Here is a 20,012-nt window from a genome sequence, read left to right as displayed (position 1 = left end):
CACACTATGTCGACACCACGTTTCGAAACCCTCTGTGCCGCTTTCCAATACAACGCGACCATCGATCCCGACGCCGTCGCGTTGCGTACACCGGGTGACGCGCAGACCATGACCTGGCGCGAGTACGCCGACGGTGTGCGTGCCGCGGCGGCGGGTCTGGCGGCGCTGGGCGTGCGGCGCGGTGACACCGTCGCGTTGATGATGGGCAATCGCGTCGAGTTCTATCCGCTCGAGGTCGGCGCCCAGCATGTGGGCGCGACGTCGTTCTCGGTCTACAACACGCTCTCCGCCGAGCAGCTCGCCCACGTCCTCGGCAACGCGGGCGCGCGCGTGGTGATCTGCGAGCCGCAGTACGTGCAGCGACTGCGCGACAGCGGGGTGCCGCTGGACCACATCGTCTGTCTCGACGACGCGGTCGAGGGCACCGTGCCGGTGGCCGAGCTGATCGCCGGCGGTGCAGCGGATTTCGACTTCGACGCGTCCTGGCGGGCGGTCGAGCCGGGCGATGTGGCGACGTTGATCTACACCTCGGGCACCACCGGTAACCCGAAGGGTGTGGAGACCACGCACGCGAACCTGATGTTCCAGGCCTACGGACTCGGCGACGTGCTCGGTTTCGAGTTCGGTGATTCGATCACCTCGTTCATGCCGAGCGCGCACATCGCCGACCGGCTCACCGCGCTGTATCTCCAGGAGGTGTTCGGCACCCAGGTCACCGCGGTGTCGGACCCGAAGCTGATCGCGGCCGCGCTGGCGGATCTGCGCCCGACCATCTGGGGCGCGGTGCCGCGGGTGTGGGAAAAGCTCAAGGCCGCTATCGAATTCGTCGTCGCGAACGAGCCCGACGAGACGCGCAAGCAGGGCATGCGGTGGGCGCTGGCGGTGGGTGCCGAGCGCAGTGGGTATCAGCTGGCCGGACAGCCGGTTCCCGACGAGGTCGCCGCCGAGTGGGCCAAGGCCGACGAACTGGTGCTGTCGAAGCTGCGGGCGAAGCTGGGTTTCGACCGGCTGCGCTTCGCGCTCTCGGGCGCCGCGCCGATTCCGCCGCAGACGCTGGGCTTCTTCGCCGGGCTCGGGGTGCCGATCTCGGAGATCTGGGGCATGTCGGAGCTGTCGTGCATCTGCAGTGTCAGCGCGCCGGGCGAGACCCGGCTCGGGACGGTCGGGCGACTGCTGGCCGGCATGGAATCGCGGATCACCGAGGACGGGGAACTGCTCGTCAAGGGCCCGCTGGTGATGAAGGGCTATCGCGGCGAGCCGGAGAAGACGGCCGAGGCGGTCGACGCCGAGGGCTGGCTGAGTACCGGTGACGTGGTGACCGTAGACGACGACGGCTATCTGCGGGTGGTCGACCGCAAGAAGGAACTGATCATCAACGCCTCCGGCAAGAACATGTCACCGACGACTATCGAGCACGCGATCAAGGCGGCGACTCCGTTGATCGGTGCGATGGCCACGATCGGTGATGGCCGGGCCTACAACACCGCGTTGATCGTCATCGATGCCGAGAGCGCGGAACCGTATGCGGCCCAGCACAATCTGTCCGATGCCTCGGCCGCGGCGTTGGCGGTGAATCCCGAGGTGGTCAAGGAGATCGCGGCGGGTGTGGCGGCGGGTAACGCGAAGTTGTCGCGGGTCGAGCAGGTGAAGCGGTTCCGGATTCTGCCGGTGTTCTGGGAAGCCGGTGGTGACGAGGTGACGCTGACCATGAAGCTGAAGCGGAAGGTGATCGCCGAGAAGTACACGGCCGAGATCGCCGAACTCTACGCCGACAACCCGCCCGTCCAGGTCCAGCAACCGGCATAGCCGTGCGGTGGGCGGGCCACCCCGGCCCGCCACCGCACGCCGGTCAGGACAGCACGTTGGGGATGATCTGCGGCGCCTGCTGGGCGACCAGAGTGCCGAGGTAGGCACCGGCGTAGTAACCGGCATAGGTACCGACCACACCGCCGACGACGCCACCGGCGACCGCGCCGACCGGGATGCCGAGGCCCGCGGTGGGGACCGCCAGCGGAGTGGCCAGCGCCGCACCGCCCGCCGCGCCGAGCCCGGCACCGGCCAGGCCGCCGATCACCTGCCCGGCCGTCGAGCCGAGGAAGGTGGCGTTCTCGATCGGGCTGGCGATCGGGGCCGCCGTCGCGATCGGCCGGGTGTCCGTGCTCTGCTGCGGGACAACCGTTTCCGTGTCGGCACCGAGGTACGGCTCGTCATCGACGAAGGAGATCTGCTGCGCGGCACGGTGTTCGAGGTCTGTCGACGCGGTCTCGAACGCGACCTGCGTGGCCGCGAAATCCGGTAGGTCAGGGGTGTAGGAGACGGTTTCCACCGGCGCGGCCTGGGCGGCGCCCGGCCCGATGCCGAAGGCGATCGCCGCGGGCAGCGCGACCGCCACGGGAAGTCCGCGCAAGGCCTTGCCGCGCTTGCTCACTGCTCGATGCCGTCCAGCCACCGTCATGTCCTTCCCGAGTCCACATCTGTCACCGTGCAGATCGTGGTCGGACGACCAGGCGCTACCGGGATGTGAGCGGGCTCGCTCGCACCGCGCGGTGGCTATGGGATGTCAGCCCAGCGCCTGTTCGCGCAGGTCGCCCAGCGTCTTGGCCAGGATGCGTGAGACCTGCATCTGGGACACCCCGAGGTGTTCCGCGATCTGGCTCTGCGTCAGGTTCTCGTAGAACCGCATCACCAGCACCCGCTTGCTCTCCGCGGGCAGCGCGTCGATCAGGGGCGCCACCGCGATGGCGTTCTCGGTCAGCTCGTAGCAGGGTTCGTCGGCGCCGAGGGTGTCGGCGATCGGCGGCGCCGGGTTGTCGCGATCGTCGTCGGTGATCCCGTCGATCGAGTTGGTCTGGTAGCCGTTGCTCGCCACGAGCGCCCTGGTGACCTCGTCCAGCTCGACCTCGAGTTCCGCGGCCAGCTCGGGCGCGTTCGGCATCCGGCCCAGGCGCTGGGACAGTTCCTCGGTGGCCGGACCGATCCGCAGCTGGATCTCCTTGAGCCTGCGCGGGACGTGCACGGCCCAGGTGCGATCGCGGAAGTGCCTGCGGACCTCACCCATGATGGTGGGGATCGCGAAGGACAGGAAGGTGAAGCCCCGGGTGACGTCGAACCGGTCGACGGCGAGCACGAGCCCGACCCGGGCCGTCTGCTCCAGATCGTCGAACGCCTCGCCACGGCCGGTGAACTTGCGGGCGATGTGGTCGGCCAGTGGTAGACACCGCCGGATCACCTCGGCCCGCAGGGCCTCGTGGTGTTCGTCGTCGGGCGGGAGTGCCCGCAGCTTCTCGAACCAGGGTTCGATGTTGTCGTAGCTGTCGCCGCTGGACCGGGATCGCCGGACACCCGTCTCGCCTGCCGTCATCGTTTCCACTGTCATCGCCACGTGCCTCGCTTCCGGGCGGAGTTGGATGACAATGGGGTACCCAGCACCACGGTGGCTATGCCTCGGCGGCGGGCTACTCGGGCAGCGCGGGCCGGTGAGCTCGGCGAATCCAGCCGAATTCGATGGTCGTCGGGTAGCCGTCGCGTGCCGGGTCGTACTCGCTGTACTCCGTAGCCAGCGCGTCGGTCAGGGTCGACGCCACGTGCCAGCCGAAGGCGTTCTCGTCGATCGCCGAGGGCGCCCGCGCGAGGGTGGAGGCACGTGCGCCGAGCACGCCGTCGCGCCCGGTGAACACGCACTCGAGGTGCGAACCCGGGACGGCGGCCAGCACCAGCGCGGTGACCACCTCGTCCAGGGCCAGCAGCAGGTCGGTGACCTCGTCGAGGGCGAATCCCTCGATGAGCAGGATCGTCTCGGCGAGGGCGTGCGCCATGGTCAACTGGTCGAGTTCGGCCGGAACCGTGAAGCCGACGGCCCGCGATCGCGGCGCGCCGTCCTGGTTGCCGTTCCGCACGCCGCCTCCCTTCGTCGTCGCTGACCGGTGGACTCCCGTGTGATGAGCTCCACCCGGCGCGTACCCACACCACGCCGGGCCAATCGCCGTTCGCCGAGCCTAGACGCATTCGCGGGATCATCGGGGCGCACGTCGATGCGGCCGCGGCCGCGCACGCCGCCGTCGTCGAGTAGAACTGGGGGCATGGCGCAGCGTGCACCCGAGACCGACGACGAGCAGCCGGTGGCGGCACCGGGCCCGCGCAAGCGGACCGGGGGACGCTCGGCGCGGGTGCGTGAAGCCGTGCTGACGGCCACCCTGGAGCAGGTCGCCGAGCACGGCATCGAGGGGCTGACCATCGGTGACGTCGCGGCCCGCGCCGGGGTCGCCGAGACCACGATCTACCGCCGCTGGGGCACCCGCACCGCCCTGATCGCCGAGGCGGTCACCGAGCTCGCCGCCGTCGGCAACCCCGCGCCGGACACCGGCGCCCTGCGCACCGACCTGCTGGTGCTCGCCGAGCAGATCTCCCACCTGATCACCCGCCCCGGCATCGCGCGGCTGGTGGGGACCACCATCGCGCTCTCGGCCGATCCCGAGGTCGACGCCGCCCGCCGCAAGTTCTGGAACGATCGTTTCGAACGAAGCTCCCAGGTGATCACCAAGGCCGTCGAACGCGGGGAACTGCCCGCGACGGTGCGGCCGCGCGAGGTTCTCGAAACCCTCTCGGCGCCACTGTATTTCCGGTTGCTGGTCGGCGACGAGCCGCTCGACGACGCGTTCATCGCGCGCTGCATCGACGACACCCTCACCCTGCACGGCGCCCGCGCGGACTAGCGCTCACGCCCCGCCGGAACCGCTGTCCGGCCGCGGACCGTTGTCGACCTCGGCCGACAGGTGGACCACCCCGGTCGCCATGGTGCCGACCAGCGGACCCGGCCGGACCTCGGGCGGGGTGTGTTCCCAGGTGCCGTCGGTGTCGTTGCGGCAGGCGGTATCGCCATCGTCACGGTGGCGCATCATTGCGGCCGCGCCTTTCCGTGCCGCGTGCCGTCGTGACCTAGGCTTTTGACGCCGAGATCGCGTCCCAGTCCGAGGAGGCTCGAAGGTATGCCGAAGTACATGTGGCGGGTCAGCTATCTGCAAGACGGGGCCAACGGCCTCCTCGCACAGGGTGGTAGCGCTCGCCGCGCGGCCATCACCGAGATGGTCGAGAGCGTCGGTGGGCGGGTGGAAGCCTGCTATTTCGCCTTCGGCGACGACGATCTGTTCGTGATCGGTGACGTCCCCGACGAGGTGGCCGCCGCGGCGCTCGCGATCCGCACCGCGGCCGCCGGTGCCGCCGTCTCGCACACCGTCGGGCTGGTCACTCCCGAGCAGATCGATGCCGCGACGGGGCTGGATGTCACGTATCGACCGCCGGAGTAACTAGCCGAGCGCGGGTTTCCACCCGAGTTCGGGAGCGATCAGCGTCACCGTGTCGTGCAGGATCTGCTCGTAGTCCGCACGGTGGAACTCGTACGGCAATTCCAGGCGCAGCTCGGTGGTCAGCGCGAGCACCGGATCGGCGCGCAGCTGGTCGAGGATCTGCTCGGCGGTCCCGACGACATCGGGGGCGAACAGCACCCGCCGCTCGCCCTGCGGTCCGAGCGTGCGTTCGTGCCGGCTCGCGGCGTAGGCCCGGTACCGCTCGCGGGTCGCGCGATCGGCGCTGTCGAACGGAACCACGACCCGGCCGACCGCGACACGCGCCGGTCGCGCCGGATCGATCCGCTCGCGGTAATCGCTGATCAGGCCCTGCTGGGCGGTCGCGAAGTCATCGCTGCGATCACCGAAGACGATATTGCCGCTGAGCAGATTCAGCCCGCTCTCCGCGGCCCAGCGCACCGACCGGGTGCTCCCGCCGCCGTACCAGACACGATCGGCGAGGCCGGGGCTGTGCGGCTGGAGCCGGGGTCGCTGGGTGTTGCCCGGCGAGTGGATGACGGTGTCGGCGTCGCCCAGGTAGTGGCCGCGCAGGTTCTCGACCAGCCGGGCGACCCGGCCGTAGGACAGGTCGAAGGTGCGCCAGTCGCCGTCGAAGACGAGATCGCCGATCAGGTCGGCGTGCGGCGGTGTCCCCGCGCTGAACCCCGGCTGCAGGCGTCCCCGCGACAGCACGTCGGCCAGCGACAGGTCCTCGGCCAGCCGGAACGGGCTCTCGTATCCGATCGGAATGACCGCCGTGCCCAACTCCACCCGGCTGGTGCGCTGGGCCGCCGCGGCCAAGAACACCGCCGCCGACCCGACCCCGTGCTCGAGATGCCGCTGCCGGACCCACGCGCCGTCGAACCCCAGACGCTCGCCGTACTCGAACAGCCGCAGGGTGTCCTCGAGGCCCGTGTACGGATCCTCGTCGAGGTAGTTGCCCGGGGTCAGGAACGCCAGCGAGCTGATCCGCGGCGTGCTCATCCCCGGCGCTCGTAAGGGATCTGCTCGCCCGCCTCGACCGCGATCGGCAACCGGTTCTCCGCCGGGGGCAGCGGGCACGTCGCCAGATCGGTGTAGGCGCAGGGCAGGTTCACCGCGCGGTTGAAGTCGAGCACCACCGTGCCGTCGGCCGCCGGCGTCGGCACCTGCAGGACCCGGTTCGCCGCGTAGGTGGTGACTCCCGAGGTCGCGTCGGTGAACAGCACCGACAGGTCCCCGGGGTTCTTGCCGGGGAACGCGGTCAGCCGCAACGGCTGACCGTCGACCTCGAACTCGACCTGTCCGGGTGCGTCGTAGATGTGCTCGAGCCCCTCCACCGATGCGCCGACCGTCGTCGGCCGCGGCGCGTCGAAGAGCACATAGCGGCCGGTCACCACCCATGCGCGGTCCGGCGCGAAGGCGGGCGTGCCGCGAAAAGCCGTGCGCAGCGGGTTGTCTGGATGCCGCGGTCGCACGATGTCGTTGCCGCCTCGCTTGGCGACCTCGATCACCGCGTCACCCCAGACAGCGTTCACGCCACCGCGCTCGGGAATGACGCCGAACGCGTACCGGCCTCGCACCGTCTCGCCGTCGATGCTGAGCTCTTCGCCCTCGTCGAGGACGACCACCACGCCGTCGACGCCGGTGGACCAGGCGCCGGGGGCGTCGTCGAACCGTTCGGGGGTCTCGCCGAGCCAGTGCAGGCTCGTGATGGCCAGAAATCCGTGCCGATCGGACAGGTGCGCCTCCTGTCGGCGGTGCCACTCCCGCCACTCGCTGGTGAACGCGTCGGTCTCGGTCGCCGGAGTCGCCTGGGTAGCCATGTCATCGATGGAATCCGATCCGGCGGCCGACGGACAGGATTCCGCTCAGCCCGAACGCAATTCGGCCACCCGGCCTTGTGTCGAGAGGCGGCATCGCAGCTGAAGTGTCAGTGTCTGGGTTGGTTGATGTCGATTTCCCGATAATGTGCTCGAAGTCTGACTGCTGTGCGGCGACTCTGTACTCGAGTATCGCCTCGGTCAGCAATTTTCAGAGGAAGGCCCGTGCGAGTGTCTGTCTGAGTCAGTGGGCAATTTTTCGGCCGAAACCGTTGACTGGCCGCCCGGAGCGGGTCTATCGTTTCTACTCACGCGTAGTAATACTTCTACGCATGGGTAGTAAATGGATTGGAGCCCGCGATGGCAACGATGGCGTCCTTGCGTGAGTGGCTGTCGATACCCCCACTGACGCCCGCGGAGGACTACGGTTTCTTCGGTCCGGAGTCGGTCGCGTGGCAGGTCTGGAGTTATCCGACCAGCCTGACGGTCGGCTTCCAGCGGGCGGTGGTGATCGAGGAGCTCGACCCGGCGCTGGTCGCCTCGGTGGACGCCACCCATGCCATCTACGACCGGCCGCGTACCCGCTACGACCGCACCCTGCGGTATTTCGCCATGGTGATGTTCGCCGACAGCCGGTCGACCGCGCACGCGGCCGACATCCTGGTGAAGATCCACTCCAAGGGGATCGGCGTCGATCCCGTCACCCAGCGGTCCTACGACGCGAACGATCCACAGTCCCAGCTGTGGATCCACCTGACGGCCTGGCATTCCATCCTCGTCGCCTATGAGAAGTACGGGCCGGGCCGGCTCAGCGAGGCCGACGAGCTGCAGTACTGGGCGGAGTGCGCGCGGGCGGCGGAACTACAGACCTGCGACCCCGCGGACGTGCCGCGCACCAGGGCCGGGATCAGCGAGTACTTCGAGCGGATGCGCCCGCAGCTGATCGGGTCCGACATCGCCCGCAAGGCGATGCGGCACCTGCTGCGGGCGGAGGTGATGATGCCGGAGATCCCGCTGCCGCTCCGGCCGATCTTCAAGATCGTCTACGCCTTCCTGCGCCGGGGCACCCTGGCAACCATGCCGCGCTGGATGCGGGAGATGGCCGGATTACCGACCGGCAGGCTGCTCGACGCGCTCGTCACCACGCCGATGAGCGTCGCGTTCACGGTGGTGAGTCTCAACGCGCGCTTGCAGATTCAGCTGCTGCGGCTGATCTCGCCGATGTCGGTGCCGGTGGCCGGTCCGGTGCTGCTGAAGATCCCGCCGGTCAACGCGACCACGATGACCCCGCGTCAGGCGCAGGAGCGCTACGGCTACGACATTCCCGCACAGGCACATCAGGCACTGCGGGACAAGCAGCGGGCCAGGGTCTTCGGTCGCGGGGAAGCGCCGGACGACCAGGGACTGATCGAGTCGCAGGCCGTGCTCGGCGAGATCGCGTAAGGGGAGCGGTGATGATCAAAGAACTGCTCGGCTACCGGATCAGCCTGCGCCAGCTCATCTTCCTCGGCATCGCCTTCGGCGTGCCGTACTTCCTGATCGGGCTGTTCTGGCTGGGCTACCACCACGAGCACCTCGCCGAACTGCACGGCTTCGACAAGCTGTTCTCGGCGATCGGCGAGATCATCGCCTGGCCGCCGTTGCTGATCTCCGACATCCGGTTACGGTGACGCCGGATGCTCGGGTGGCGTCCGCGCGTTCCCGGCCTTGGGCAGTGTCCTGGTCAGTGCCCGCACCGTGGGCCGGAGTGCCTGGGGGGAAGCGAGTTCCGGATTCGACAGCACCAGTCGGCCGAGCGACTCGATGAACCCCAGCATGACGCGACCGGCCAGTTCGACATCCACGTCGCTGGGTCCACCGCGCCGCGCGATGCCCGTCTCGAGCAGCTGGGCGCAGCGCTCGACGACCTTCTCCCTGGCGCCCGCGAGCAGGCCGCGATAGGAGGCGGGGGCGCCGTCGGCCGGCATGAGGATCAACCGCCAGCGCACCGGATCGTCCTGGACGGCGGTGAGGAACGCGATGACGGCCTCCTCGAACTCCACGTCCGGGTCGGCGTCGTCGAAGCCCGCGGGCAGGGCCTCGAGGACCTGGGCGATGCCCCGGGAGTGTTCGCGCCGCAGCAGGGCGTCGAGCAGCTGGGGTGCGGTGGGGTAGATCGCGTACAGCACGGGCTTCGCGACGCCGGCCTGCTTGGCCACCGCCTGCATCGTGAGCTCGGCCAAGCCGTCCCGGCCCGCGACCGCGCGGGCGGCGTCGAGCAGTTGCTCGCGGCGTTCCTCCGGCGGTAGTCGCGGTCCGTTGCGGCGCCGCGGCCGGGCCGGGCGCGGCGGAGCGATCCGCCAGACGCCGTCGGTGTCCTCTTCGATGCTCATCGAGAAATGATCCCCCACCGGCAGGGTGCCGCGTTGTCGGCGCCGTCAGTGTCCATATATCTACTCTAGCGTAGTAATTCGTAACTACTTCACCGTAGAAAATGTCCGCGGAGAGTGAACCATCGTGCAGCAGTCGTCGACTACAGCTCCACCACCGGGCGAAGATGCCCGTGATCAGGTCATCACCTTCGGGCTGACCTACTGGCGCGACCACCCGCAACGGGCCGTCGAGACGGCCGGGCGCCAGGTCCTGATGACAGGGCGGGCGCTGGCCGAACTGATCCGCGCGCTGGTCACCCGGCGTTTTCCGGCCACGGAATTCGTCAAGCAGTGCGCGTTCATGGCCAGTGTGTCGGCGACGCCGACGTTGCTGGTCGCCGTTCCCATCGCCGTCGTGGTCTCGATCCAGGTCGGCTCGCTCGTCAGCCAGGTCGGGGCGACCACCTTCATCGGCGCGGTCAACGGGCTCGGCATCATCCGCCAGGGCGCCCCGCTGGTGACCTCGCTGATGATCGCCGGCGCGGTGGGGTCGGCGATCTGCGCGGATCTCGGTTCGCGCACCATCCGGGAGGAGATCGACGCCATGGTCGTGATGGGCGTCGATCCCGTCCGCCGCCTGGTCGCCCCGCGCCTGGCCGCGGCCGTCGTGATCAGCACCCTGCTGTGCGGGCTGGTCGTGTTCGTCGGTTTCGCGACCGGCTACGTGTTCAACGTCTACATCCAGGACGGGACGCCGGGCTCCTATGTCGGCACCTTCGCCTCCTTCGCGGTGGCCGCCGATCTGGTCGTCGCGATGGTCAAGGCCGCGGTCTTCGGCGCGCTGGCGGCGATCATCGCCTGCGACACCGGGCTGCACACCCGGGGCGGCCCGGCGGGCGTGGCCGACGCGGTGAACTCCGCGGTCGTCAACTCCGCGATCGTCCTGTTCGCGGCCAACATCATCCTCACCCAGCTCTACAACGCGGTGTTCCCGTCGAAGGTGCTCTGAGATGGCGTCCGGTTACGTTCCACCACTGTTGCGGCCGCTCTCCCGGCTGCGCGCCGCCGCCACCGCGCCGGCGACCGTGCCGGTGCGGCTCGGCCATCAGGGACTGGTGTTCCTGCAGGCGGTCGCGGCTGTTCCCTTCGTGCTCAAGCACTATCGGAAGGAACTGCTGCGGCTGATCACCGACGTGAGCTTCGGCAACGGCTCGTTGATCGTCGGCGGCGGGGTGATCGGCGTCGTGGTCATCCTCTGCGGTTTCGGCGGGATCACCGTCGGCATGGAGTCGCACACCGCGCTGAACCTGCTCACCATGAGCCCGCTGACCGGCGCGATCTCCGGATTCGCCACCACGCGGGAACTGGCGCCGCTGCTGGCGACCCTCGCGTTCGGCGCCCAGGCCGGCTGCCGGTTCACCGCGCAGCTGGGCTCGATGCGGATCTCCGAGGAGATCGACGCCCTGGAGTCCATCGCCATCCGGCCGCTGCCCTACCTGATCACGACGCGCATGCTGGCGGCGGTCGTCGCCATCGTGCCGCTCTACACCGCGGGCCTGGCCGTCGCCTACCTCGCGACGCGATTCACCGTGGCCTTCCTCGGCGGGACGACGCTGGGCACCTACGACCACTACTTCCACCAGTTCCTCGACCCGGTGGACGTGGCCTATTCGATCCTCAAGATCATCGTCTTCGCCGCCGTGGCGACCTTCATCCAGTGCTACTACGGCTTCACCGCGGCGGGCGGACCCGAGGGGGTCGGCGTCGCCTCCGGCCGGGCGATCCGGATGACCATCGTCACCGTCGTGTTCGTCAATCTCCTGTTCTCCCTGTCGATCTGGGGGATCGACCCCGGCATCCGGATCACGGGATAGGTGGCGACCATGATTCTCGATCCCAGTGGCCGCGGCCCGAGTGCGCTGCGACTCGGCCTGTTCGGCGTGCTCATCGCGGTGCTCCTCGCCGCGGTCGTCTACCTGCTCGGACTGCGCTACAACGGCGAGTTCCTCGACACCGTCGAGGTGACCGCGCGGATGACCAGCACCGGCGACGGCGTCCCCGAGCGCGCCGACGTCACCTTCCGCGGGGTACTGGTCGGCCAGGTCGCCGGCACCGACATCGCCGCGCGGGGCGAGCGTCAGGAGGTGCGGTTGCGCATCGAACCCGCACTGGCCCAGCGTATTCCCGCCACGGTCACCGTCAGGGTGGTGCCGAACAACATCTTCGGCGTCACGGCCGTCGAACTCGTCGACAACGGCCCAGCGCCGGACCCGCTGCGCGACGGCGCCACCATCACCCAGGACACCAGCGAGGTCGGCGCCCAGTTGCAGACGACCCTGACCACCCTGCGGACCGTGCTCGACGCCATCGATCCGATCCGGCTGGCCACCGTCCTCGGCACGCTGGCCGACGCGCTCGACCCCAGCTACCGCATGCCCGGCTCCACCATCGAGCGACTCGACACCTGGACCACCCAGGTCCGGGCGACACCGGGGATCGGTGACCTGCTCGGCGATCTCGGCGCCGCGGCGTCGGCGGTCAACGAGTCCGCGCCGCAGCTGGTCGACACCCTCGTCTCGTCGGTGACCGCGGCGCGCACCCTCACCGAGAAGCGCGCGAACCTGATCGCGCTGCTGACCGCCGCGCGCGGCGCGGTCGGTGTCACCAACACCCTCTTCGAGCGCAATCCGGACGCGGGCCCGGAACTGGTCGGCGGGCTGCACGAGACCTTCGGTGCGCTGGCCGCCGACTCCGGCGCCATCGGTACCGCGGTCGCCAATCTCGCCACCGCGCTGAGCAAGCTGGCGACCGTCTTCAACTGGGGACCCGACCGGCAGATGCGCTGGGTCGTCGACGTCAGCTTCACCCCGTTCACCCAGTACACCGCGGCGGACTGCCCCAGATACGGCAGTCTCGCCGGGCCGCGCTGTGGCGGAGCGACGGTGCCGTACACCGCGCCGGAACAGCACATTCCGACCCAGCTGCTGCCGGGCAGGCTGGAAGCGGCGGGCCCACCGCCCGTGATCCCTGGCCTCCCCGCGATTCCCGGCCTGCCCGCGATCCCCGGTCTGACACCGAGCGCGGTCGTCCCCGGCCCCGCCGCCCCGGCGTCGGCTACCGCACCGGCGTCGCTGCACGGCGTCGAGGCCATCGAGGCGCTCGTCGGGCGACCACCGAACGCCGCGCAACTGGTGCTGCTCACGCCGGTCCTGGCCGACGGGGCAGTCCAGGTCACCTACGCCGACGCACCGCCGATGGGGAACTGACATGATGAAAACCCGCACCGCCCTGCTGATCTTGACGCTGTTCGTCGGGCTGGCCCTGGTGGCCAGTTACACGATCTTCTCGACCTTGCAGCGCGGAGTCAGCGGCGACACCGTCCGCTACACCGCGACGTTCGGCAATGTCCTCGGTCTACGGGTGGGCGACGACGTCCGTATGGCCGGAATCCGCGTCGGCAGAGTGGATGCCATCGAACTCGACGCCGACCGCCGCGCGTCGGTGGTGCTGCGCGTGCAGTCGCGCCATCAGCTCACCACCACGACCAAGGCGCTGATCCGCTACCAGAACCTGATCGGGCAGCGGTACGTCGCGCTGGCCGCCGGGGACCGTGGCGGGAACCGGCTGCCGCCGGACGGGACGATTCCCTACGAGCGCACCGAATCGTCCTTCGACGTGTCCACGGTGCTGGCGGGCTTCGAACCACTGTTCGCGACCCTGGAGCCCGACGACATCAACTCGTTGTCGCACACCCTGATTCAAGCCCTCCAGGGTGACGGGGTATCGCTGAGCGCGCTGGTCACCCAGGCCGCGCAACTGGCGAGTACCTTCCGCCACCGGGACGAAATCCTCGGCCAGGTGATCACCAACCTCGGTGGGGTGGTGGAGGGTCTGGCCAACCGCAGCGGTGAGCTGGAGACACTGATCACCCAGTCTCGCACCCTCACCGTCGAGCTCTATGAGCAGGGCACGACGCTCGCGTCCGCGGTCGAGCAGGCCTCGGGGTCGACCCGGCAGCTCGCCGATCTCATCGCCCGGATCAGGCCCGGACTCGCGCAGGCGCAGCAGTCCGCGAACGAGGGCGTGCGCCTGCTGATCGCCAACGGCGCGCGACTCGACATCACCGCCGCCGAACTGCCGTTCGTCCTGGCCGGCCTCGCCCGGATCAGCGGCAACGGCACCTACATCAACTCCTATGTCTGCAGTCTCGACGTCTCGCTGTGGGGTGTGGTGCTGCCGCCCGGGATGTTGACCCAGATCGGTGGCAATTCCCATTCGGAGGTATGCCGGTAATGACGTCCACCCGACCATCCGAGCGTCTGCGCGCGCTGCTGCCCACGGCGCGGCGACTGTGGCAGGCGATACCGAGCTTCGCGGACAATCGGCACTGGTGGCTCGGCCTTGGCGCGGGCGCGGCGGTGCTGGTGCTGCTGTTCGGCTCGAGCGCGCTCACCCGATTCGACCTCGGCAACCGCACCGTGCACGCCGAATTCGCACAGACCGCCGGGCTCCGGACCGGTGACAGCGTCGATATCGCGGGCATCGAAGTCGGCACGGTGAAGTCGACGCGACTGGCCGGCGACCGGATCGAGGCCGCGCTCTCGATCGACAACGGCATCCGGGTCGGCGACGACGCCAGAGCCGCGATCAAGATGTCGACCATCCTCGGCCGGATGCACGTCGAACTCGATCCGGGCGCGCCCTCGGCACCAGAAAGCAAGCGAATTCCCCTGGACCGGACCGAAGTTCCCTACAACCTGGCCAAGGTCGTCAACGACGACAAGTACACCCACTCCTTCGAGCACCTCGAGCGGGTGGACCCCGTGGCCCTGCGAGCATCGCTGGACGCCCTTGCCCGGCAGATGGGCGACTCGCCGCAGCTGACCGCGGCGGCACTGGACTCGGTGGGCTCGCTGGCCCAGGTGATCAGCGAGCGCCGGGACGAGGTCGAGCAGCTGCTGCGCAATATCGACAAGGTCTCCAGCGTGGTCTCCGACAACCAGAATGCCGTCCTCCTGCTGCTGACCCGCGGCCAGGCCATCGGCGACGCGGTCGCCCGGCGGCAGACCCTGGTCACCCAGCTGCTCGACAGTATCGCCGCGGTCTCGAAGGACCTGCAGGCGATGGGCATCGACAACGGGGGACAGCTCGCGCCGTTGATCGCCGATCTGAACACGATGTCGGCGGGTCTGCAGAACAACAAGGCCAACCTGGACAACCTGTTCCAGATCATGCCGGTCACGCTCCGGCAGTTCAACAACTCCCTCGGCAACGGCCCGTACGGGGAGCTCTACCTGCCGTGGATGTTCCCCGACAACTGGCTGTGTGCCGTTCAGGCCGTAGAGGGGTGTCGCTGATGCGCACGAGATTCGTCCGGCTGGCCGTCGTGGCCGCCGTCGCCCTGCTGTTGTCGGGCTGCTCGGCGCTGCCGCACAGCCTGACCTCGCTGCCGGATCGGCTGCTCGGCCGCGAGAAGACCGTCACGGCGGATTTCGAGAATGTCGCGGGCCTGTACGTCGGCAACGAGGTCTCCGTCCTCGGCATGCCGGTGGGCCGGGTGACCGCGCTGGTCCCCAAAGGTGACTACGTGCAGGTGCACATGGTCGTCGACCCCGAGGTCGACGTGCCGGCCGACGTGATCGCGGCGCTGGTCTCCCCGCAGATGATCACCAACCGGCACATCGAACTCACCCCCGCCTACACCGGTGGCCCCACCCTGTCCGACGGCGCCCACATCCCGTTCGCCCGCACCAGGACCCCGGTCGAGCTGGACCGCATCCTGCGCAACTTCGACGACATCGGAAAGGCGCTGGCGGGCAACAACTCCGATGGTCCGATGGCGAGCCGGGTGCTGTTCCCGCTGCTCGACGGGAACGGTGACCGCATTCGCGAAACCCTGGACGCGCTCGCCGGCGCCTTCGACGTGACCCTGGCCAACAAGGACCAGATCGCCAACGCGATCGTCCGGCTCAACGACGTCACCCAGATCCTCGCCGACAACGACGCGACGGTCCGTGACTTCAGCGCCCGGCTCACCCAGCTGGTCACGCTGATGCGCGAGCAGTCCCCGGGACTGCAGGCCGTGCTCACCCAGATCAACGACTTCGTCGCCAACACCAGCGCCGTCGTCGGAGAGAACGAGCAACCGCTGACCGACGCGCTGCTGCGCCTGATCACGATCACCGCGCAGATGCGCGACCATGCCCGCGGACTCACCGAGATCGTCGACATCGCACCGCTGTTCCTCGACAACCTCGGCAACGCGGTCAGTCCCGAGGCCAAGGCGGTGCGCCTGCACCTGCTGACGGACAAAAGCCTGCTCGACAACGAGTTGCTCGCGCTGTTCTGCCAGCGGGTCGAGCTAAGGGCCGACGGATGCCGGACCGGCAAGCTCCAGGACTTCGGGCCCGACTTCGGACTGTTCGCCGCACTGCTGGGACTGACCCGATGAGGCCCCAGCTCGCCCGCGCGGTGGTCCTGGCGCTGGCGGCCTGCTCGGTCGCGGGCTGCACGGTGACCGTCGACTCCATGCCGCTGCCCAAGCCCGGCCTCGACGGCCCCACCTACACGGTGCGGGCGCTGTTCGACAACGCGCTGAACCTGCCCGATCGCGCGCACGTGAAGACCGGCGGGACCGACATCGGCGTCGTCACCGGCCTCGACACCACCGATTTCGTGGCCACCGTCGACCTGGAGATCCGCGCGGATGTTCGGCTGCCGCGCGGATCGCGGGCCGAACTCCGCCAGCCGACCCCGCTCGGCGACATCTACGTCGCGATCGTGCTGCCCGAACTCCGTTCCGGCACACCGATGCTCGCCGACGGCGATGTGATCGATCGGGACCACACCTCTGCGGGCGCCTCGGTCGAGGAACTGATGATGTCGCTGTCGATGCTGCTCAACGGCGGCGCGCTCAGCCAGGTGGCCCGGATCACCAGCGAGTCGAACTCGATGTTCGCGGGCCGCGGTCCCCAGCTCGCGCACCTGCTGACCGAGCTGACCGCCACGCTCGCCGCGCTCAACGAGCGAACCGGTCAGATCGACGCCGTCCTGCGCGGTCTCGACGCGCTCAGCTCCACCCTCAACCAGCGCAGAGCCGAGCTCGGCCAGGCCGCCGACACCTTCCCGCCGCTGATCTCGGTGCTCACCGAGAACAATCGCGCCATCACCGAGCTCACCGCCGACGTCTCGGTCACCCTCGGCGCGCTGGGGGAGTTCACGGCCACCAGCAGCGCGGATTTCGTCGGCCTCTTCGACAGCGTGCAGGCCCTGATGACCGGCTTCACCCAGATGGGCGACAACCTGGCCGGCGCGCTCGACCAGCTGCACGCGCTGCACCCGTCGCTGCTGGCGACCACCCAGGGCACCAGCCTCGCGGTCGCGGCGACGATTTCCTACCTCAGCGTCGGCGCCCTGACCGACCCGCAGGGCAGCAGGTTGCCCGACGGATCCGACCCCGGCGCCTTCGTCGGCAGCCTCGCCGAAGTCCTCGCCCGGGTGATCGGCCGATTGCAGGGTGGTGGGCGATGACCGAGTACCCCCGTGGCAGCGTCCGGTACACGCTGGCGCTCGTGTTCACCGCCGGAATCTGGTTCGCCGGTGTGGCACTCGAGGTCGCCGCGCAATACCTGCTCCGGGCCGCAGCCTGGGCGAAACAGCACGTCAACGGCATCGCGGCGGTGGGCCTGGTGCTGACGCTGCTGGTGAGCGGCGGATATCTGCTCGTCGATGTCATCCGGGTCGACCCGCTGCGGGACAGCTTCACCGTCCGGGTGGAACTGGCCGGCTCCGGTGGGCTGCTCGAGCATTCCGATGCCACCTTCCGTGGCGTGCGGGTGGGGACGGTGCGCTCGTTGGAGTTGTCCGAGACCGGCGTCACCGCCGTCGTCGATATCGATGCCGGGTATCACGTGCCCGCGGGTGGCGCTGTCGTCGTCGCCCGATTGTCGGCGGCGGGGGAGCAGTATCTGGATTTCCGGCCCGATTCCAACGACGCCCCTTATCTGTCCGACGGCGCGGTCGTCGAACGGGACCGGACCGCGACACCGGTCACCATCGACGAGTTCCTCACCGACACGGCCGGTTTCATCGGCGGCCTGAATCCGCAACGGCTCAACGTCATCGTCGCCGAACTCGACAGGGCGCTGGCCGGTGGGCCGGACCAGTTGCGCACCGTGATCAGCGGGATCAGCCAGGCCATGGTGGGGATGACGGAACTGCTTCCGCAGACCCGCAACCTCGTCGAGAAGCTGTCCGTCATCGCGGAGACGACCTCGCACGCCCAGCCGGACCTGCGCACGCTCGTCGAAGGGTCGGGTGTGCTGTTCGGGCAGTTCGCCGCCGCCGACCAGGAGCTGCGGCGCCTGCTCGACCTCGGCCCCGGACAGCTGGCGACACTCGGCGGCGTGGTCGCCGAGACCACCGACCCGATCACGAACCTGGTGACCAACCTGCGGGCCATCACCCAGGCGGCCCGGCTGCGCACACCGGCGCTGACGGCGCTGTTCCCGGCCTTGCGCACCGGCACCGCACTGCTCGGAGTTCCCGCGCACGACAACGCCTTCCACACGATGGTGGACATCTGGCCGCGGCCGTTCTGCGAGTACGACACCATCCCGGTCTCGCCCGCCACCGTCTCCGACGGCACCGTCCGCCTCTACAACTACTGCGTCACCAGCGATCCCGCGCAGCAGGTCCGCGGGTCGGCCAACGCGCCACGGCCCGCGACGCCCGACAACACCGCCGGACCACCGCCGGGCAGCACCGGCGACGAGCGGTCCGCGCCGCTGCCCGGCCGTTGATGCCCCCCGCAACCGAAAGGAACTCCATGACCGACACCGACGAATCGACAGCCCCCGCCGCGGCGGAATCCGAGGAAACCGCCACCGCGGCAACACCACCATCGAGGAGCCGGAATCGCACCACCTCGATCGTGGTCGCCCTGGCGGTCGCCTTCGGCATCGGCGGCACAGCCGCCGGCGGGTACTTCGGTTGGCAGCACCACCGTGCCGGGGAACTCGACCGGGCGCGCACCGAGGCGCGGGCGGCGGCCTGCGCCTACGGCTCGGTGCTGTCGACCTACAACGCCACCGATCTCGATGCCTACTTCGCCGCCGTGCTCGACCGGGCCACCGGCGCGTGGAAACAGGAATTCGAGTCCACCAGCGCCGATTTGCGCGAGGTGCTGGTCCAGGGCCGGGTGCAGTCGACGGCGGGCACCGTCGACTGCGCGATCGCCACCAGCGACACCGACACCGCCGAGGCGATCGTGGTCGTCGACCAGTCCATCGCCAGTGTCGGGACACAACAGCAGCCCCGGCGCGGTCAGCTGTCGATCACCCTGTCGCTGACCAAGTCCGGCGACCGATGGCTGACCAGCAAAGTCTCCTCGCCCCTGCTGCGCCCCGCCCCGTGACACCCGTGATGTGGCTCGTTCTCCTCGGTTCCGCGCTCGGCGCGCTCCTCGTGGCCGCGGGTGGCGGTCTCGTCGTCCTCCTCGTCCTGCAGCGCCGTGCCGTCCGCCTGCGCGCCACCGAGATCCCACCGGTCGACGACCCGACGATCCGGCTGCTCGAATCCCGGCGCCCGACCTTCCGGATGACGGTCGAGCAGTACTTCCCCGCCATGCCCTGGGAGGTGTGGTCCGCCCTCGAAGACGGGGCCTTCACCTGGATCCCGATGATCGACGGCGTCAGCTACCGCGACCAGGCGCGTGGTCCCGGCACCGTCCGTACCCTCGACGCCATCGTCTTCGCCGCCGCGGAACAGGTCACCCGCCGCGATCCGCACACCCGGTTGAGCGTGGCCGCCGTCAAGACCTCGATCCCGCTGCTCGTCGAGTCCTACACCATGGATTTCCGGCTCACCGAAACACCGGACGGCGCAACGCTTCTCCGATGGACGATCGCAGGCAGGCCCGCTGTCTTCGCCTTCGTCCCGCTGAGCTGGACCGCCCCCCTCCTCCGTCCGTTCGTCCAGGTCGTCCTCGGGCGATGGGCGAACTACTACCGCTGAGGGGGTGACCGTGAATCCGGTGCCGAACTACGCCGCCGGGGTCAGCCAGGAGATCCTCAACTACTTCGGCACCTGTGGCGCCTGTGGATACCCGGCGCAAGCCCACGCGGTCGCCACCTTCGTCGATGGCCACATCGTGACCGAGGTGGTCGCTACCTGCGGTCTGCCGTGTGGCTGGCGGGGAGTGTCCGACCGGACCACGATGACCTGACCTCAGCAGGTGCTCGCCGCCGGCTTGCCGGCGAAACGGTCGGCCAGGTAGGTCAGGGCCGTCGGCAGTCCGACCATGGCCTCGGTGCCGTGCTCGCCGATCGAATGCTCGACGACCTGGACGGGAATGCCGGTGGCACAGTAGTTCCCGGCCAAGGCGCGGGCCGCCACGGGGGCGAATTCGTCGGCGACGGCGTGGTAGATCAGGGTCGGCGCGGTGGGTGCGCCCGGTCGGTACCGGGGCTGGCACGCCGCACCACCGCGTTCAAGTGGCCTCGAGATCCGCGACGATC

Annotated in this window: 24 protein-coding genes; 16 read left to right on the top strand and 8 right to left on the bottom strand. The window is 69.3% G+C overall.

Annotated elements, in window-relative coordinates; all coding sequences use genetic code 11:
- Nucleotides 1-6: 6 nt before the first annotated feature.
- Nucleotides 7-1,806: a fatty acid--CoA ligase FadD11 gene (gene fadD11 / locus ACFYWJ_RS30925; protein WP_355276725.1), complete on the top strand. Its 1,800-nt coding sequence runs from the start codon at nucleotides 7-9 to the stop codon at nucleotides 1,804-1,806.
- Nucleotides 1,807-1,849: 43 nt separating this feature from the next.
- On the opposite strand, the gene ACFYWJ_RS30920 is transcribed toward fadD11, so the two are convergent.
- The 3 genes from ACFYWJ_RS30920 to ACFYWJ_RS30910 all read right to left on the bottom strand — a co-directional run bounded on the left by ACFYWJ_RS30920 (nucleotide 1,850) and on the right by ACFYWJ_RS30910 (nucleotide 3,896).
- On the bottom strand, nucleotides 1,850-2,449 hold the full coding sequence (locus ACFYWJ_RS30920) for a hypothetical protein (protein ID WP_355276726.1): 600 nt from the start codon (nucleotides 2,447-2,449) through the stop codon (nucleotides 1,850-1,852).
- A 111-nt stretch (nucleotides 2,450-2,560) separates the two neighbouring features.
- On the bottom strand, nucleotides 2,561-3,361 hold the full coding sequence (locus ACFYWJ_RS30915; protein ID WP_355276727.1) for a SigB/SigF/SigG family RNA polymerase sigma factor: 801 nt from the start codon (nucleotides 3,359-3,361) through the stop codon (nucleotides 2,561-2,563).
- A 94-nt stretch (nucleotides 3,362-3,455) separates the two neighbouring features.
- Nucleotides 3,456-3,896, bottom strand: a complete 441-nt coding sequence (locus tag ACFYWJ_RS30910) for an anti-sigma factor (RefSeq protein ID WP_355276729.1) — start codon at nucleotides 3,894-3,896, stop codon at nucleotides 3,456-3,458.
- Nucleotides 3,897-4,079: 183 nt separating this feature from the next.
- On the opposite strand from ACFYWJ_RS30910, the gene ACFYWJ_RS30905 reads away from it, so the two are divergent.
- On the top strand, nucleotides 4,080-4,712 hold the full coding sequence (locus tag ACFYWJ_RS30905; protein WP_355276730.1) for a TetR/AcrR family transcriptional regulator: 633 nt from the start codon (nucleotides 4,080-4,082) through the stop codon (nucleotides 4,710-4,712).
- 3 nt (nucleotides 4,713-4,715) lie between these two features.
- Here the strand turns inward: ACFYWJ_RS30905 and ACFYWJ_RS30900 are convergent, their stop codons facing one another.
- Entirely contained in the window at nucleotides 4,716-4,898 is a 183-nt protein-coding gene (locus ACFYWJ_RS30900; protein WP_355276731.1) for a hypothetical protein, read from the bottom strand.
- Between the two features lie 87 nt (nucleotides 4,899-4,985).
- Between ACFYWJ_RS30900 and ACFYWJ_RS30895 the strand changes: the two genes are divergently transcribed.
- Nucleotides 4,986-5,303: a GYD domain-containing protein gene (locus tag ACFYWJ_RS30895; RefSeq protein WP_355276733.1), complete on the top strand. Its 318-nt coding sequence runs from the start codon at nucleotides 4,986-4,988 to the stop codon at nucleotides 5,301-5,303.
- Here the strand turns inward: ACFYWJ_RS30895 and ACFYWJ_RS30890 are convergent, their stop codons facing one another.
- Together ACFYWJ_RS30890 and ACFYWJ_RS30885 are read right to left on the bottom strand one after the other, a co-directional pair.
- A complete protein-coding gene (locus ACFYWJ_RS30890; protein WP_355276735.1) occupies nucleotides 5,304-6,326 on the bottom strand; it encodes an LLM class flavin-dependent oxidoreductase in 1,023 nt (340 codons plus the stop codon).
- Nucleotides 6,323-7,147 carry a DUF1684 domain-containing protein gene (locus ACFYWJ_RS30885; protein WP_355276737.1) on the bottom strand — a complete coding sequence of 275 codons (825 nt, stop codon included), beginning with the start codon at nucleotides 7,145-7,147 and terminating at the stop codon, nucleotides 6,323-6,325. The genes ACFYWJ_RS30890 and ACFYWJ_RS30885 overlap by 4 nt, the downstream gene beginning before the upstream one ends.
- Before the next feature lie 366 nt (nucleotides 7,148-7,513).
- On the opposite strand from ACFYWJ_RS30885, the gene ACFYWJ_RS30880 reads away from it, so the two are divergent.
- Both ACFYWJ_RS30880 and ACFYWJ_RS30875 read left to right on the top strand, forming a co-directional pair.
- Nucleotides 7,514-8,587: an oxygenase MpaB family protein gene (locus ACFYWJ_RS30880; RefSeq protein WP_355277171.1), complete on the top strand. Its 1,074-nt coding sequence runs from the start codon at nucleotides 7,514-7,516 to the stop codon at nucleotides 8,585-8,587.
- A gap of 11 nt (nucleotides 8,588-8,598) precedes the next feature.
- Nucleotides 8,599-8,814, top strand: a complete 216-nt coding sequence (locus ACFYWJ_RS30875; protein ID WP_355276739.1) for a hypothetical protein — start codon at nucleotides 8,599-8,601, stop codon at nucleotides 8,812-8,814.
- Here the strand turns inward: ACFYWJ_RS30875 and ACFYWJ_RS30870 are convergent.
- Nucleotides 8,806-9,516 (bottom strand): TetR/AcrR family transcriptional regulator, encoded by a 711-nt coding sequence (locus ACFYWJ_RS30870; protein WP_355276740.1) that lies wholly within the window; start codon nucleotides 9,514-9,516, stop codon nucleotides 8,806-8,808. The genes ACFYWJ_RS30875 and ACFYWJ_RS30870 overlap by 9 nt on opposite strands.
- Nucleotides 9,517-9,697: 181 nt before the next feature.
- Between ACFYWJ_RS30870 and ACFYWJ_RS30865 the strand changes: the two genes are divergently transcribed.
- The 11 genes from ACFYWJ_RS30865 to ACFYWJ_RS30815 are packed head-to-tail and all read left to right on the top strand — an operon-like array spanning nucleotide 9,698 to nucleotide 19,720.
- Entirely contained in the window at nucleotides 9,698-10,504 is an 807-nt protein-coding gene (locus tag ACFYWJ_RS30865) for an ABC transporter permease (RefSeq protein WP_355277173.1), read from the top strand.
- A 1-nt stretch (nucleotide 10,505) separates the two neighbouring features.
- A complete protein-coding gene (locus tag ACFYWJ_RS30860) occupies nucleotides 10,506-11,369 on the top strand; it encodes an ABC transporter permease (protein ID WP_355276741.1) in 864 nt (287 codons plus the stop codon).
- 9 nt (nucleotides 11,370-11,378) lie between these two features.
- Entirely contained in the window at nucleotides 11,379-12,761 is a 1,383-nt protein-coding gene (locus tag ACFYWJ_RS30855; RefSeq protein WP_355276743.1) for an MCE family protein, read from the top strand.
- 1 nt (nucleotide 12,762) lies between these two features.
- The gene (locus tag ACFYWJ_RS30850; RefSeq protein ID WP_355276744.1) at nucleotides 12,763-13,788 is read left to right on the top strand and encodes an MlaD family protein; all 1,026 of its coding nucleotides are present in this window, start codon (nucleotides 12,763-12,765) and stop codon (nucleotides 13,786-13,788) included.
- Entirely contained in the window at nucleotides 13,788-14,852 is a 1,065-nt protein-coding gene (locus tag ACFYWJ_RS30845) for an MCE family protein (protein WP_355276745.1), read from the top strand. The genes ACFYWJ_RS30850 and ACFYWJ_RS30845 overlap by 1 nt, the downstream gene beginning before the upstream one ends.
- A complete protein-coding gene (locus tag ACFYWJ_RS30840) occupies nucleotides 14,852-15,946 on the top strand; it encodes an MCE family protein (protein ID WP_355276747.1) in 1,095 nt (364 codons plus the stop codon). Before ACFYWJ_RS30845 ends, ACFYWJ_RS30840 begins: the two co-directional genes overlap by 1 nt.
- Nucleotides 15,943-17,025 carry an MCE family protein gene (locus ACFYWJ_RS30835; RefSeq protein ID WP_355276749.1) on the top strand — a complete coding sequence of 361 codons (1,083 nt, stop codon included), beginning with the start codon at nucleotides 15,943-15,945 and terminating at the stop codon, nucleotides 17,023-17,025. The genes ACFYWJ_RS30840 and ACFYWJ_RS30835 overlap by 4 nt, the downstream gene beginning before the upstream one ends.
- Nucleotides 17,022-18,296 (top strand): MCE family protein, encoded by a 1,275-nt coding sequence (locus ACFYWJ_RS30830; protein WP_355276751.1) that lies wholly within the window; start codon nucleotides 17,022-17,024, stop codon nucleotides 18,294-18,296. Before ACFYWJ_RS30835 ends, ACFYWJ_RS30830 begins: the two co-directional genes overlap by 4 nt.
- Nucleotides 18,297-18,322: 26 nt before the next feature.
- Nucleotides 18,323-18,910, top strand: coding sequence for a hypothetical protein (locus tag ACFYWJ_RS30825; protein WP_355276752.1), 588 nt, complete (start codon nucleotides 18,323-18,325; stop codon nucleotides 18,908-18,910).
- A 5-nt stretch (nucleotides 18,911-18,915) separates the two neighbouring features.
- Nucleotides 18,916-19,509, top strand: a complete 594-nt coding sequence (locus ACFYWJ_RS30820) for an SRPBCC family protein (protein ID WP_355276753.1) — start codon at nucleotides 18,916-18,918, stop codon at nucleotides 19,507-19,509.
- A gap of 4 nt (nucleotides 19,510-19,513) precedes the next feature.
- Nucleotides 19,514-19,720 (top strand): hypothetical protein, encoded by a 207-nt coding sequence (locus tag ACFYWJ_RS30815; RefSeq protein WP_355276755.1) that lies wholly within the window; start codon nucleotides 19,514-19,516, stop codon nucleotides 19,718-19,720.
- Nucleotides 19,721-19,722: 2 nt separating this feature from the next.
- Here the strand turns inward: ACFYWJ_RS30815 and ACFYWJ_RS30810 are convergent, their stop codons facing one another.
- Nucleotides 19,723-20,001 (bottom strand): lipase family protein, encoded by a 279-nt coding sequence (locus tag ACFYWJ_RS30810; RefSeq protein WP_355277175.1) that lies wholly within the window; start codon nucleotides 19,999-20,001, stop codon nucleotides 19,723-19,725.
- Nucleotides 20,002-20,012: the final 11 nt, after the last annotated feature.

Origin of the sequence: Nocardia sp. NPDC003269 (genome assembly GCF_042888005.1) — a bacterium.
Taxonomy (GTDB): domain Bacteria; phylum Actinomycetota; class Actinomycetes; order Mycobacteriales; family Mycobacteriaceae; genus Nocardia.
The sequence above is the reverse complement of the archived record's forward strand: the minus strand, read 5'-3'. Positions and strand labels throughout refer to the sequence as shown.

Excerpts from the sequence above, each read along its gene's own strand:
- fadD11 (WP_355276725.1), top strand. The coding sequence starts at position 7 with ATGTCGACACCACGTTTCGAAACCCTCTGTGCCGCTTTCCAATACAAC.
- ACFYWJ_RS30915 (WP_355276727.1), bottom strand. The coding sequence starts at position 3,361 with ATGACGGCAGGCGAGACGGGTGTCCGGCGATCCCGGTCCAGCGGCGAC.
- ACFYWJ_RS30905 (WP_355276730.1), top strand. The coding sequence starts at position 4,080 with ATGGCGCAGCGTGCACCCGAGACCGACGACGAGCAGCCGGTGGCGGCA.
- ACFYWJ_RS30900 (WP_355276731.1), bottom strand. The coding sequence starts at position 4,898 with ATGATGCGCCACCGTGACGATGGCGATACCGCCTGCCGCAACGACACC.
- ACFYWJ_RS30895 (WP_355276733.1), top strand. The coding sequence starts at position 4,986 with ATGCCGAAGTACATGTGGCGGGTCAGCTATCTGCAAGACGGGGCCAAC.
- ACFYWJ_RS30890 (WP_355276735.1), bottom strand. The coding sequence starts at position 6,326 with ATGAGCACGCCGCGGATCAGCTCGCTGGCGTTCCTGACCCCGGGCAAC.
- ACFYWJ_RS30885 (WP_355276737.1), bottom strand. The coding sequence starts at position 7,147 with ATGGCTACCCAGGCGACTCCGGCGACCGAGACCGACGCGTTCACCAGC.
- ACFYWJ_RS30880 (WP_355277171.1), top strand. The coding sequence starts at position 7,514 with ATGGCGTCCTTGCGTGAGTGGCTGTCGATACCCCCACTGACGCCCGCG.
- ACFYWJ_RS30875 (WP_355276739.1), top strand. The coding sequence starts at position 8,599 with ATGATCAAAGAACTGCTCGGCTACCGGATCAGCCTGCGCCAGCTCATC.
- ACFYWJ_RS30870 (WP_355276740.1), bottom strand. The coding sequence starts at position 9,516 with ATGAGCATCGAAGAGGACACCGACGGCGTCTGGCGGATCGCTCCGCCG.
- ACFYWJ_RS30860 (WP_355276741.1), top strand. The coding sequence starts at position 10,506 with ATGGCGTCCGGTTACGTTCCACCACTGTTGCGGCCGCTCTCCCGGCTG.
- ACFYWJ_RS30855 (WP_355276743.1), top strand. The coding sequence starts at position 11,379 with ATGATTCTCGATCCCAGTGGCCGCGGCCCGAGTGCGCTGCGACTCGGC.
- ACFYWJ_RS30850 (WP_355276744.1), top strand. The coding sequence starts at position 12,763 with ATGATGAAAACCCGCACCGCCCTGCTGATCTTGACGCTGTTCGTCGGG.
- ACFYWJ_RS30845 (WP_355276745.1), top strand. The coding sequence starts at position 13,788 with ATGACGTCCACCCGACCATCCGAGCGTCTGCGCGCGCTGCTGCCCACG.
- ACFYWJ_RS30840 (WP_355276747.1), top strand. The coding sequence starts at position 14,852 with ATGCGCACGAGATTCGTCCGGCTGGCCGTCGTGGCCGCCGTCGCCCTG.
- ACFYWJ_RS30835 (WP_355276749.1), top strand. The coding sequence starts at position 15,943 with ATGAGGCCCCAGCTCGCCCGCGCGGTGGTCCTGGCGCTGGCGGCCTGC.
- ACFYWJ_RS30830 (WP_355276751.1), top strand. The coding sequence starts at position 17,022 with ATGACCGAGTACCCCCGTGGCAGCGTCCGGTACACGCTGGCGCTCGTG.
- ACFYWJ_RS30825 (WP_355276752.1), top strand. The coding sequence starts at position 18,323 with ATGACCGACACCGACGAATCGACAGCCCCCGCCGCGGCGGAATCCGAG.